A 13557-nucleotide genomic window follows, 5' to 3' on the forward strand; every position below is an offset into this window, starting at 1 on the left:
ATGCACCAACCCTGGCGCCAACCCTTTAAGGGGCAAGGCTAAACATCTGAATCCCCCGCCGAACCGGGAAGTAATGGCCACGGCTGTGTGAGTTTGCTCACCTGTGACCAGTCATTTCAGGCATAGTGGACAGTCAACTTCACCCGACGAAACGGACATTGCGCCACTGAATGCGGCATTCCGCTCCTGATCATCGCGACTGGGACACCTTGCCAGCCTTGTTGTTTGGATGACGTAAGTCCGGTTTCTACCGAATGCGGTCGCACATCGCGTAGCGCGCCCGTCACGTGCCGTGAGCAACTCTCCGGGCCGACACGCGCACCTTGTTGGAGATCCTCCACTGTGCTGGAATTCGCGGGACCGCCGCGGGAAACAGCCGGCGCGCAGGTGGCGCGACTCAGCGCCGAGCGCGGCGGCAAGGAGAGGGAGACGCGCCGGTCACCGACGACCACCATGGGGCCGCACGTGCCCCACGACTCGACACCGTCCCACCGGTCGCCCGGCGGGACGCCTGGTCCAGAGGTTGCGACGCTAGTGCAGGGACGATTCAAGAGGGATGGCAGCGCTGCGGCGGAGCAGGAGCCGCGCGGCGGGACCGACCGTGGCTCCTCGCCCCAGCACGCCCAGAACCGCGGGCCGGCTGTCGAAGGCGCAGGCCCCGACTCCTCCGCCGCGGTGAAGGCGAAGGGCCGTGGGAAGTCCGCGAAGGCCGGCAAGTCCAAGGCCGGGCCGGCTGAGCAGGACGTGGCGATACCGAAGGCCCCCAGTGGGCCCGGCTCTCGCCTCGCCATGCAGAACTGGCGCATCAGCACGCGACTCGTGTCGCTGCTGACCCTGCCGGTCGTCGCCGCCACCACGCTCGGTGGCTTCCGCATCAACGACTCGCTCAACGACATCGCGCAGCTGGAACACATGCAGCTGCTCACGACGATGACCCGGCAGGCCACCAACCTGGCCGCCATGCTCCAGGAGGAGCGCGACCTCTCCGCGGGTCCGCTCTCGATCTCCAAGGGCAAGAGCACCAGCTCGGTCGACGGTGTCCGCCAGCAGACCGACACCGCCGCCAAGGCCTTCGCCGCCGCGACGGACAGGGTCGACGGCACGGGCGAGAAGGACGACACCCTCAAGTCGATCCGCAACAACGTGCTGCAGATCGGCCGTCAGATCGCGAACATCCAGACGGTCCGCGACAAGGCGTACGTCAACGGCGCCCAGCAGACCGTCAGCGAGTACAACGCGATGATCGTCTCGCTGCTCTCGCTCTCCCAGGACATGGCGCAGGCCACCTCCAACCCGGAGATGATCAAGCGTACCCGTGCCCTGGCGGCCTTCTCCGCCGCCAAGGAGTACGCCTCCATCCAGCGCGCGATCATCGCCGCCTCGCTCCCCGACACCTCGGAGAAGCAGGGTGAGCTGAAGGAGAACGACCGGCTCTACGCCCTCTCCGCGCAGAAGGGCGAGCAGCAGTCGAAGACCACCTTCGAGCTCGTCTACCAGGGCCGCACCGAGGAGCTCCTCGCCGGCCTCGGCGACAGCAACTCGGAGATCTCCACCGCCGACCACTACGCGCGCCGCGTGCTGGCCAGCCAGGACGCCTTCCTCCGCGAGAAGAACCGGTCCTGGCTGGACTGGTACGACGCCGACGGCACCAAGCTCCAGGCCATGAAGGTCATCGAGCTGACCCTGCTCGAGGAGATGGAGCAGAAGGCCCGCGAGCTGAAGAACGAGGCCCAGCAGGACGCCATCATCAACGGTGCCCTGATCCTCCTCGTCCTCGGTGTCTCCCTCGTCGGCGCCTTCGTCATGGCCCGCTCGATGATCCGCTCGCTGCGCCGCCTGCAGGACACCGCGACGCGGGTCGCGCAGGACCGGCTGCCCGAGCTCGTCAAGCAGCTGTCCGAGTCGGACCCGCAGGACGTGGACACGTCCGTGGAGTCGGTCGGTGTGCACACCCGCGACGAGATCGGCCAGGTGGCCGCGGCATTCGACGACGTGCACCGCGAGGCCGTCCGCCTCGCCGCCGAGCAGGCCCTCCTGCGAGGCAACGTCAACGCGATGTTCACCAACCTCTCGCGCCGCTCCCAGGGCCTCATCCAGCGTCAGCTGTCGCTCATCTCCGAACTGGAGTCGCGCGAGGCCGACCCGGACCAGCTCTCCTCGCTCTTCAAGCTCGACCACCTCGCGACCCGCATGCGCCGTAACGGCGAAAACCTCCTCGTCCTCGCGGGCGAGGAGCCGGGCCGCCGGTGGACCCGCCCCGTCCCGCTGGTCGACGTGCTCCGTGCCGCCGCCTCCGAGGTGGAGCAGTACGAGCGCGTCGAGCTGGCCTCGGTGCCCGGCACCGATGTCGCCGGCCGCGTCGTCAACGACCTCGTGCACGTGCTCGCCGAGCTGCTGGAGAACGCCACGTCGTTCTCCTCCCCGCAGACCAAGGTCAAGGTCACCGGTCACGCGCTGCCCGACGGCCGCGTGCTCGTCGAGATCCACGACACCGGTATCGGCCTCTCCCCCGAGGACCTCGCCGCGATCAACGAGCGGCTCGCGTCGCCGCCGACCGTGGACGTCTCGGTCTCCCGCCGCATGGGTCTGTTCGTGGTCGGCCGCCTGTCCCTGCGACACGGCATCCGCATCCAGCTGCGCCCCTCCGACTCGGGCGGTACGACGGCCCTCGTCATGCTGCCGGTGGACGTCGCCCAGGGCGGCAAGAAGCCGGGTCCGATGCCGGGCCAGGGCGGCCCCGGTGGCGCCCAGGGTGCCCCCGGCGGTCAGGCTTCCGTGCCCGGTGCGGCCGCACGGCCGTCCGTGGGTGCGGGTCCGCAGCGCGGTCAGGTCGGTGCGGGCGGCCAGCGCGCCGCCCTCCCGGGCCGCGACGGCTCCGGTCAGCGTCCGCAGGGCCCGCAGGGCGGGCGGCCTCCGCAGCAGGGCGGTCCCGGTGCTCCCGGTGCCCGTCCGCAGCAGGGTCCGACCACCACGGGCCAGGGCCAGGGTGCCTTCGGCGCCGGTGGCCCGCTGCCGGCCCGCGGTCCGGTCGCCGGTGCCGGTGCCGGATTCGGCGGCGGCCCGCAGGCCCGTCCGGCCCAGTCGCCCTCGGCGGCCGGTCCGTCCGGGTTCCCGCAGGGCAACGGCTTCGAGCGTCCTCAGCAGCCGCAGCCGCAGCCCCAGCAGCAGGCCCAGCCTCAGCAGCAGCAGCCGGCCCCGGGTCCGAACGGCGCCCGCCCGCAGCTGCCGCCGCGCGGCGGCGCCGCGCGTCCGGAGCTTCCCGGACCGCAGACCACCAGCTGGGGCGCCGACCAGGCGCGCGGCCACGACGAGCTGTCGGGCCCCGGCTCGACCGCGGAGTTCGCCCGCCCGGACTTCAACGCCCCGATGCCGCAGGCCGACGGCCTGGGCAGCACGACCGGACAGTTCGAGCGTCCGGACGTGCGGGGCACCGTGGACCCGTCCACCACCGGACAGTTCGAGCGCCCGGGCTACCAGCCCCAGCGGCCCGGCGGCCCCGGTGTCGGCGGCTTCGCCCGTCAGCCCCAGGCCCCGCAGCAGCCGCAGCACACGCAGCCGCAGCCTCCGCAGCCCGGCGGCGGGTACGCACCCGTACCGCCGGCGCGCCCGGAGACCCCGCGACTGCCGCAGGCTCACCGGCCGGAGGCGCTGCCGCCGGCCCAGAGCTCCGGCGACGGCCGCAGCCCGATCTTCGACACGCTCGAGTCGAACTGGTTCCGCGAGGAGGGGCAGCAGCCCCCCGCGCAGGGACCGGGCTCGGCGATGCCCCAGCAGGGCCGGCAGCCGCAGCAGTCCGCTCCGGCGGCCCCCGCGCCGCAGCAGCCGCTGCCGCAGCGCGGCCAGGAGTCCGCGGCCGAGCCCGCCGCGGCGGCGACCGGCAGCATGCCGACCGTCAGCTGGAAGTCCTCGCCGAACGACGAGCTGATGCGCCAGGCCGAGCGCGTGCGCCAGCCCGCGGCCGGCGGCATCACGACCTCGGGGCTGCCCCGCCGGGTCCCGCGAGCGAACCTCGTGGCCGGCACCGCGCAGCAGCAGGCCGAGGCGCAGGCGGGTCCGCAGGTCTCGCGGGCGCCGGACGACGTCCGCGGCCGTCTGACCAACCTCCGACGCGGTATCCAGCAGGGCCGTCAGGCCGGCAACAACGGACCGGCGACCGGCAGTTACCACATCGACCCCACTTACCAGCAGGAGCGATAGTTGAGTTCGATGAGCCAGGCGGCACAGAACCTGAACTGGTTGATCACCAACTTCGTGGACAACACCCCCGGGGTGTCCCACACGGTGGTGGTCTCCGCCGATGGACTCCTTCTGGCGATGTCCGAAGGATTCCCCCGCGACCGCGCCGATCAGCTGGCGGCCGTGGCCTCCGGACTGACGTCGCTGACCGCCGGTGCCTCCCGCATCTTCGAGGGCGGCGCCGTCAACCAGACCGTGGTCGAGATGGACCGGGGGTTCCTCTTCCTCATGTCCGTCTCGGACGGATCCTCGCTGGCCGTACTGGCGCACCCCGAGTGCGACATCGGCCTCGTGGGCTACGAGATGGCTCTTCTGGTGGATCGCGCGGGCAGTGTCCTCACCCCGGACCTGCGCGCCGAACTTCAGGGAAGCCTGCTCGGCTGACTTCCCCCCTCCCGGCCGGACGGTACTACCGGCCGGGAGACCGGGGCCCCGCCCCCGGAATCCAGTACCCCCGCCAGGCCGTCATACAGTCCCCCCCACCGGCCGCCCCGTCAGACGGCACGCTGACCACTGCTGTCCAGCCCGGAGGATCCATGACCCCGCCCCCCGCCTACCCCGATGCGTACGGAGATTCGTACTCGGAAGGCGATCAGCCGCTGGTGCGTCCGTACGCGATGACCGGCGGCCGTACCCGGCCGCGCTACCAGCTCGCCATCGAGGCGCTGGTCAGCACCACCGCCGATCCGATGCACCTGTCCGGCCTGCTCCCGGAGCACCAGCGCATCTGCACCCTGTGCCGCGAGGTCAAGTCGGTCGCCGAGGTCTCCGCACTGCTGTCGATGCCGCTCGGTGTCGCCCGGATCCTCGTCGCCGACCTGGCGGAGGCCGGAATGGTGGCCATCCACCAGCCGGGCAATGGAGAGGCCGGCGGCACGCCGGATGTAACGCTGCTCGAAAGGGTGCTCAGTGGCCTTCGGAACATCTAGCGGAGCGGCTCCTGCTCGCTCCACCACCTCCGCCAAGATCGTGGTGGCGGGCGGCTTCGGCGTGGGCAAGACCACGTTCGTCGGAGCCGTGTCCGAGATCAACCCGCTGCGCACCGAAGCCGTCATGACCTCCGCGAGCGCGGGCATCGACGACCTCACGCACACCGGTGACAAGACGACCACGACCGTCGCCATGGACTTCGGCCGCATCACCCTGGACCAGGACCTGATCCTGTACCTCTTCGGTACGCCGGGCCAGGACCGCTTCTGGTTCATGTGGGACGACCTCGTCCGCGGCGCGATCGGTGCGATCGTGCTGGTGGACACGCGCCGCCTCGCCGACTGCTTCCCCGCGGTCGACTACTTCGAGAACAGCGGCCTGCCGTTCGTCGTGGCCCTCAACGGATTTGAGGGACACCAGCCGTACACGCCGGAGGAAGTCCGCGAAGCCTTGCAGATCGGCCCCGGCGCCCCCATCATCACGACGGACGCCCGCCACCGGGCGGACGCCAAGAGCGCGCTCATCACGCTCGTCGAGCACGCCCTCATGGCCCGTCTCAAGTAACACCACGCAGGCAGCCGGACTCAAGCGGCACCACTCAAGTCCCACGGGTTCTTCACAACGTGAGAGGGCGGGCTGTGTCATAGGACACGGCCCGCCCTCTCCGTTCATAACGTTTCGACAGACAATTGCCGCCAGTTGGCCACGGGGTGCGTTCGGTTGGTGCCGCTACGCGCACAACTCCCCCTATTTTTGCCGCAGGAAGCTCTTTATGTCCGATTTACGTGGGGCATAAGGATCTTGGAATGGCTGATTCCAACTGTTTGGAACACGGCCGTGAACCGTGCTGGAATTCAACGAACTAGCTAGTAGCACCGCCGGAAGGTTGTTGGTCGAGTGAGGCGAAGCAACGCAAGCCCCGCGGTTGAACCCGCGCGCGGCAACTTCACCCCGCCGCCGCGAGCGGCCGCGTCGCCCGTCGACGTGCCCGTGGAGCCGCCCGCGCGCCCCGGGAGCACCAGCAGATTTTCGCCCCGCAACTGGCGCGTACCGACCCGCCTGAACGCGATCCTGCTCGTGCCGGCCCTCGTGGGCCTGGTCATGGGCGGCTTCCAGGTGAAGGGCTCCGTCGACCAGTGGAACGAGGCCAAGGACGCCGAGCAGATAGCCCGGGTCGTCCAGGCAGCCTCGGAGTACAGCCAGGCACTGCTCAACGAGCGTGACCTGACCGCCGAGCCCCTCCTGAACGGCCAGACCAACTCCCAGCAGGTCACCAAGGCCTACGCGGTCACGACCGAGGCCAAGGAGAAGTTCGACAAGGCCGTCCAGGACATGCCGAAGAACCAGGGCCTGGAACGGCGTCTGGACCTCTTCCGCGCCGAGGAGCCCAAGCTCAAGGAAGTCCGGGAAAAGGCCTACCAGGTCGCCTTCGAGACCCCCAAGAAGAACCTCCCCTCCGCGGCTGGCCCCATCCCGACCGAAGAGGGCTACGTCGGCGTCGAGCACTACCTCATGCAGTTCGCCAACGAGCTCGGCCTCGGCACCGGCAACGTGACCTCGTACGGCCGCATGGTCTACGCGGTCCAGCTGGCCAAGGCGGCGAACTCGCTGCAGCGCTCCGTCGGCACCCACCTACTCGTCCGTCCCAGCACGGACGAGAACGTGCGCAAGGCCCAGCTCGTCGCCTTCTCCTCCTATGCCTACCTCGAGGAAATCGCCATCGGCGAGTACGTCGCGGCCGGCACCGAGGAGGACGTGAACCGCCTCAAGGAGGTCATGGGCAAGAAGTCGGACGAGGGCAAGGCCAAGCTCGCCGAGGCCAAGCACCAGGCCGAGCAGGCCGGAACCCGCTTCGTGCCGCCGCCCGCCCCCAACGGCAACCCGCTGCTCGGCATGACCGAGGCGATCGCCAGCGGCGAGAGCAAGAAGAAGCTCGCCGAGAACGGCACGAACCCCGTGTTCTGGCAGGCCGCCGCCACCGCCAAGTTCGACGGCTACGACGAGATCGAGCGGGAACTCCTCGACAAGGCCGTCAACGACGCCGTCGCGGTCTCCGACGAGGCCCGCACCGACGCCATCGTCAACGGCGCCATCGTGGTCGTGGCGCTGCTCGCCGCGTTCATCATGGCCGGCCTCATGGCCCGCCAGATGGGCCGCGCGATGCGCCGCCTGCGCAGCTCGGCCTTCGACATCGCCGAGCAGCGCCTGCCGATGCTCGTCGACCAGCTCTCGCGCACCGATCCGGGCAAGGTCGACACCCGTGTCCTCCCGATCCCGATCGACTCCCAGGACGAGATCGGCGAGGTCGCCCGCGCCTTCGACCAGGTCCACCGGGAAGCCGTACGGCTCGCCGCCGAGCAGGCGCTCCTGCGGGGCAACGTCAACGCGATCTTCACGAACCTCTCCATGCGCAACCAGTCGCTGATCGAGGGCCAGCTGACCCTCATCACCGACCTGGAGAACAACGAGGCCGACCCGGACCAGCTGGAGAACCTCTTCCGCCTGGACCACCTGGCGACCCGTATGCGCCGCAACGGCGAGAACCTCCTCATCCTCGCGGGTGAGGAGCCGGGCCGCCGCTGGGACCAGCCGGTGCCCCTCGTCGACGTACTGCGCGCCGCCTCCTCCGAGGTGGAGCAGTACGAGCGCATCGAGCTCTCCGGCGTCTCCGAGGCCGAGATCCACGGCCAGGCCGTGACCGACCTCGTGCACCTGCTCGCCGAGCTCCTGGAGAACGCCACCACGTTCTCCTCCCCGCAGACCAAGGTCCGCGTGAACGCGACCCGTCTTCCCGACGGCCGCGTGATGGTCGAGATCCACGACAAGGGCATCGGCCTCACCGCCGAGGACTTCGCGGACATCAACCACAAGCTGGCCAACCCGCCGACCGTGGACGCCGCGATCTCGCAGCGCATGGGTCTGTTCGTGGTCGGCCGGCTGGCGGACCGCCACAGCATCCGCGTCCAGCTGCGCCCCTCGGGCGAGGCGGCCGGCACCACCTCGCTGGTCATGCTCCCCGACGCCATCACCCACGGTGGCGGTGGCGAGGGCGTACCGGACGACGACTTCACGGTCTCCCAGATCATCCCGGAGCAGAAGGCCCAGCAGGCCGCCCCGCTGCGCACCGCCGCCGAGCTCGGCTTCGACGACTCGCGGTACGACCAGCAGGGCGCCGACGGCCTCCTGGGCGACCCGGTCGGCCGGTCCCTGGGACAGCAGGACCGCCGGGCCGCGCTGGCGGCCCAGGTGACCTTCCCGCAGGACCAGCAGCAGTACGCCGAGCCGGGCTCCCAGGAGTATCCGGAACCTCAGCCGGAGCACGGGTACCAGGAGTACCAGGGCTTCGAGCAGCAGTCCGGGCAGGCCTACGACACCTCCTACGAGGCACAGCAGGCCCAGCAGGGCTACGAGGCGTACCCGCAGCAGGACTACGGTTATACGGAAGACGGCTACCCGGACCAGCAGCCGACCGCTCAGGGCTACGACAATGGCTTCGATGCCAGGTCGGAGCAGGCCGAGTGGCCCGATCAGAACACGTATCCGGCTGCCTACCAGCAGGATTACGGGACCGAATCGGAATCCCGGGCCGTCCCCGAACCGGCTCCGGAACGCGTAGGCTTCGACCGTCCGGGCGCCGCTGCCGACACCGGTCACGTGATGACCGGAGCGGGCCTGCCGCGCCGCGGCAGCCAGCAGCAGTGGCAGCCGGCACAGAAGGAAGCGGAGTCCACCGGATCCCTCTTCGAGCAGCGGTCGCCGCGTCAGCAGCCCGCCGTTCCGGAGCAGGAGAAGGAAGGCGGCACCGACTGGCGCTCGGGTAACGACGAGCGCTGGCAGCAGGCCGCCAAACTCCGTGAGCCGAAGGCGGGCGGGGTCACCCCGTCCGGTCTCCCTCGGCGCGTGCCCAAGGCCAACCTGGTCGAGGGCGCGGCGGAGACGACCCCGCAGGGCGGCCCCCAGGTCTCCCGCGCTCCGGAGGACGTCCGCGGCAGGTTGAGCAACCTGCGGCGCGGTGTCCAGCAGGGACGCAGCGCGGGTTCTGAGCAGTCAAGTAACAGCTATGACCAGGAGCGTTAGTGTGAGCCCGATGAGCCAGGCGGCACAGAACCTGAACTGGTTGATCACCAACTTCGTGGACAACACCCCAGGGGTGTCCCACACGGTGGTGGTCTCCGCCGACGGCCTTCTTCTGGCGATGTCCGACGGGTTTCCGCGCGACCGCGCCGATCAGCTGGCGGCCGTGGCCTCCGGACTGACGTCGCTGACCGCCGGAGCCTCCCGCATCTTCGAGGGTGGCGCCGTCAACCAGACCGTGGTCGAGATGGACCGGGGGTTCCTCTTCCTCATGTCCGTCTCGGACGGATCGTCCCTCGCGGTGCTCGCGCACCCCGAGTGCGACATCGGCCTCGTGGGCTACGAGATGGCCCTTCTGGTGGATCGCGCGGGCAGTGTCCTCACCCCGGACTTGCGCGCCGAGCTGCAGGGAAGTCTTCTCAACTAGCAGACAGGCAGTGCGTTTCGCGCCATCGCACCATAGGGTGCGGTGGCGCGGTTCCACAGGGAGTACTGCGTACTTGGAGTCGGAGGAGGAAACGTGACAACACCCGGAGGACATCCTTATGGCGGCGCGCAGCAGCCGCAGGGTGGGCACGACCAGAACCGCTTCAACTTCCCCTCCGCACCCAGCCGGCCCGTGCCGGAGCAGAACCCATACCAGCAGCAGCCGTACGGACAGCCCCAGCAGCCCCAGTACCAGCAGCCCCAGCAGCCGCCTCCGCGCGCCGCTCGGCAGCCGGCGCCGAAGGCCCACAACCCGCTGGTGCGCCCGTACGCGATGACCGGCGGCCGTACCCGGCCGCGCTACCAGCTCGCCATCGAGGCGCTGGTCAGTACCACGGCCGATCCCGCGCGGCTGCAAGGGCAGTTGCCCGAGCACCAGCGCATCTGCCGCCTGTGCCAGGAGATCAAATCCGTCGCGGAGATCTCGGCACTTCTCTCCATTCCTCTTGGTGTCGCCCGCATCCTCGTCGCCGACCTGGCGGAGGCGGGCCTTGTCGCCATTCACCAGCCCGGCGGCGACGAGTCTGCCGGTGGCCAGCCAGATGTGACACTGCTCGAAAGGGTGCTCAGTGGACTTCGCAAGCTCTAACGGCGGAGCGGCTCCTGCTCGCTCCACCACCTCCGCGAAGATCGTGGTGGCGGGCGGCTTCGGCGTGGGCAAGACCACGTTCGTCGGAGCCGTGTCCGAGATCAACCCGCTGCGCACCGAAGCCGTCATGACCAGCGCCTCCGCCGGCATCGACGACCTCACCCACACCGGTGACAAGACGACCACCACGGTCGCCATGGACTTCGGCCGCATCACCCTGGACCAGGACCTGATCCTGTACCTCTTCGGTACGCCGGGCCAGGACCGCTTCTGGTTCATGTGGGACGACCTCGTCCGCGGCGCGATCGGTGCCGTCGTGCTGGTGGACACGCGCCGCCTCGCCGACTGCTTCCCCGCGGTCGACTACTTCGAGAACAGCGGCCTGCCGTTCGTCGTGGCCCTCAACGGCTTCGACGGGAACCAGGCCTACACCCCGGAGGAAGTCCGCGAGGCCCTGCAGATCGGCCCGGACGCCCCCATCATCACCACGGACGCCCGCCACCGGGCGGACGCCAAGAGCGCGCTCATCACGCTCGTCGAGCACGCCCTCATGGCGCGCCTGCGGTAGCGGTCACGGTCCGCAGCATCCGAAAGGCCCCTGTGTCACTCGACGCGGGGGCCTTCGGCGTGGGCGGGGCGGCCGGGCGGCCAACCGCCGGTGTGGGCCCGGCCGTTACGGCCCTGTCCTCCCGAAGCTGCCACGAAGTGACAAGTAGCTCTCTGCAGCAGGGTTGCTGAAGTTCTTCGAGGTGGAGGCCCTGTTCCCGGAGGATCCCGGCGAGATCCCGGCGCCTGCGGTGTCGTACGTGGCCCAGCAGGTGAAGGTGCCGGCCGAGGAGTGGGCCGGGTACGACTGGTCGGGCCGGGCGATCAAGCGGCACCGGGTGGAGATCCGGGGTGCGTTCGGGTTCCGGGAGTGCACCGCGGAGGACCAGGCCCAGCTCGCCGAGTGGCTGGCGGCGGAGCTCTGTGGGGTGGAGCTGAGCCGGGACCGGCTGGCGGAGGCCGTGGTCGTGCGCTGCCGGGGTGACCGGATGGAGCCGCCGACGCCGGGACGTATCGCCCGCCTGGTCGGGTCGGCGGTCACCACCTTCGAGGAACGGTTCTGCGCGGCCACCGTGGACCGGCTGTCGGCGGCGACCCGTTCGCGGCTGGACGACCTGGTCGCCGAGGACACCGGCGGGCAGGAGTCGGCGGGTGGCGGCGTTTCGTTCTTTTCCGAGCTGAAGGCGGACCCGGGGGCGCTGGGCTTGGACAGTCTGCTGGCGCCGGGGCTGTTCGGGGACGTGTCGGAGAAGCTGGTGGCGGCGTGGCGGGCGCGGGCGTCGAAGGAGTACCCCTCGGACCTGCGGGCGGCGGCCGGGCCGGTGCGGTACACGCTGCCGGCCGCGCTGTGCCACGTGCGGCAGACGGAGATCACCGACTCGCTGGTGGAGCTGTTCATCCAGCTGGTGCAGCGGATCAACACGCGGGCGGAGAAGAAGGTCGAGGGCGAGTTCGCCAAGGACCTCAAGCGGGTCCGCGGCAAGGAGGGCATCCTGCTGCGGCTGGCGGAGGCCGCGGCGAACGAGGACCGCCACCGGGCCCGAGTGCGTACGGTGTTGCGGTCGTCGTACTCGGGGCACTGGCGGCGAATGCTTTCCCCGCTGCTGGGGGCGCTGGAGCTGAAGTGCGACAACACCGCCTACCGGCCGGTGATGGACGCCATCGACCTGCTGAAGCGCTGACTGGACCAGCCCATCGCCAAGGATGGCGCGTTCTTCGACGAGTCGGAGAGGATCCCGCTGGCCGGGGTGGTGCGTGAGGAGTGGCGCAAGGCTGTGGTGGACGAGCGCGGACGGGTCGAGCGCATCCCGTACGAGCTGTGCGTGCTGGTGTCGCTGCGGGACGCGCTGCGGCGCCGCGAGATCGGGGTGCCGGGCGCGGGCCGGTGGCAGAACCCGGAGGGTCACAGCCCCGGCCTGACGGGCTCGCCGGGCCGGGGCCCGTCAGGGCCTGACGGGCAGCCTCGGGCAGCCCGGGGCGGGCGTGGAAGGGCCGGGCTGAGTTCAGCCGGGGTGCGCTCTCCGGGCATCGACCGGGTGAGGACGCCGAGTGTGAGCAGAGCGAGCGCCGGCAGCACGGCGACGATGATTCCCATCGGCAAGGCGTCGGTGGCGCCACCCGCGCCGGCCAGCGGAGCAAGTGCCCCGCCGATCATGAACTGGCTGAAGCCGAGCAGAGCGGCGGCCGACCCGGCGTGCCCGCCGTGGTCGGCCAGGGCCTGGGCCGCGGCGTTCGGCATGACCAGGCCCACGCTGGAGACCAGGACGAACAGGCCGATCAGGAGCACGGGCAGGGGTGCCCGTGTCAGCACCGCGCCCAGGACCGTGGCGCCACCGGCTGTCGCGCCCAGCAGACCGGCGAGCAGCAGCACGCGGGCGCCGGCCCGGGCCACCAGCCGGCCGCTGATCTGGGCGGCCGCAATGAGTCCGGCGGCGTTGACGGCGAACACGGCGCTGTACTGCTGCGGTGACAGGCCGTGGATTTCCTGCAGGACGAACGGCGAGCCGGAGATGTAGGCGAACATCGCCGCGAAGACCAGGCCGTTGGCCAGGACGTACCCGGTGAAGACCCGGTCGCTGAGCAGCTGCCCGACGACAGCCGGCAGCGGCTGGCGTGACGCGGAGGACCGGGTCTCCGGCAGTCCCGCGGCGGAGGCCGCCAGCATCACGGCGCCGAGTACGGCCAGGCCCACGAAGATCCCCGGCCAGGCCGTGACGCGCAGTAGCTGGCCACCGAGGACCGGCGCGAACACCGGCGCCAGGCCGGTGATCAAGGTCAGTGCGGAGAAGAGACGTGCGGTGCGGGTTCCGGAGGTGCGGTCGCGGACCATGGCGTTGGCGATGACGATGCCGAACGCCCCGCCGATGCCCTGGACCAGGCGTAGGCCGATGAGTGTCCGGACGTCGGGTGCCACCGCGCAGAGCGCGCTGGCGATCGTGTAGAGGGCGAGGCCCGCCAGCAACGGACGCCGCCGGCCGTAGGTGTCGCTCAGCGGCCCGGCGATCAGCTGCCCGATGGCCAGCCCGGCCAGGCAGGCGGTGATGGTGAGCTGGGTGGCCGCGGCGCTGGCGCGCAGGTCGCCGGCGAGGTCCGGCAGTCCGGGCAGGTAGCCGTCGATGGACAGTGGTCCCAGGGCCACGAGCGCTGCGAGCAGGACGATGAATCGGGTTTGCCGGCCGGCGGCGTCGTTGCTCATG

The 13557-nt window shown here is 70.5% G+C and carries 10 protein-coding genes; 9 read left to right on the forward strand and 1 reads right to left on the reverse strand.

Annotated elements, in window-relative coordinates; genetic code table 11:
• The first annotated feature begins 534 nt into the window (after positions 1-534).
• From ACFYZ4_RS19415 to ACFYZ4_RS19455, 9 genes are all read left to right on the forward strand, one after another.
• Entirely contained in the window at positions 535-4197 is a 3663-nt protein-coding gene (locus ACFYZ4_RS19415) for a nitrate- and nitrite sensing domain-containing protein (protein WP_390784427.1), read from the forward strand.
• Between the two features lie 9 nt (positions 4198-4206).
• Positions 4207-4620: a roadblock/LC7 domain-containing protein gene (locus tag ACFYZ4_RS19420; protein ID WP_030708442.1), complete on the forward strand. Its 414-nt coding sequence runs from the start codon at positions 4207-4209 to the stop codon at positions 4618-4620.
• A gap of 152 nt (positions 4621-4772) precedes the next feature.
• Entirely contained in the window at positions 4773-5165 is a 393-nt protein-coding gene (locus ACFYZ4_RS19425; protein ID WP_030037344.1) for a DUF742 domain-containing protein, read from the forward strand.
• Positions 5146-5730, forward strand: a complete 585-nt coding sequence (locus ACFYZ4_RS19430; RefSeq protein ID WP_266605322.1) for an ATP/GTP-binding protein — start codon at positions 5146-5148, stop codon at positions 5728-5730. Before ACFYZ4_RS19425 ends, ACFYZ4_RS19430 begins: the two co-directional genes overlap by 20 nt.
• Before the next feature lie 333 nt (positions 5731-6063).
• Entirely contained in the window at positions 6064-9243 is a 3180-nt protein-coding gene (locus tag ACFYZ4_RS19435) for a nitrate- and nitrite sensing domain-containing protein (protein WP_390784428.1), read from the forward strand.
• 10 nt (positions 9244-9253) lie between these two features.
• Positions 9254-9667 (forward strand): roadblock/LC7 domain-containing protein, encoded by a 414-nt coding sequence (locus tag ACFYZ4_RS19440; protein WP_030037347.1) that lies wholly within the window; start codon positions 9254-9256, stop codon positions 9665-9667.
• Positions 9668-9760: 93 nt separating this feature from the next.
• On the forward strand, positions 9761-10315 hold the full coding sequence (locus ACFYZ4_RS19445) for a DUF742 domain-containing protein (protein WP_351287663.1): 555 nt from the start codon (positions 9761-9763) through the stop codon (positions 10313-10315).
• Positions 10296-10883 (forward strand): ATP/GTP-binding protein, encoded by a 588-nt coding sequence (locus ACFYZ4_RS19450; protein WP_215149809.1) that lies wholly within the window; start codon positions 10296-10298, stop codon positions 10881-10883. Before ACFYZ4_RS19445 ends, ACFYZ4_RS19450 begins: the two co-directional genes overlap by 20 nt.
• 163 nt (positions 10884-11046) lie before the next feature.
• The gene (locus ACFYZ4_RS19455) at positions 11047-12042 is read left to right on the forward strand and encodes a DUF4158 domain-containing protein (RefSeq protein WP_390784429.1); all 996 of its coding nucleotides are present in this window, start codon (positions 11047-11049) and stop codon (positions 12040-12042) included.
• 221 nt (positions 12043-12263) lie between these two features.
• Here the strand turns inward: ACFYZ4_RS19455 and ACFYZ4_RS19460 are convergent, their stop codons facing one another.
• Complete coding sequence (locus ACFYZ4_RS19460) at positions 12264-13556, reverse strand: multidrug effflux MFS transporter (protein WP_390784430.1); 1293 nt, start codon at positions 13554-13556, stop codon at positions 12264-12266.
• Position 13557 lies beyond the last annotated feature (1 nt).

Origin of the sequence: Streptomyces sp. NPDC001513, assembly GCF_042894695.1 — a bacterium.
Classification (GTDB): Bacteria; Actinomycetota; Actinomycetes; order Streptomycetales; family Streptomycetaceae; genus Streptomyces.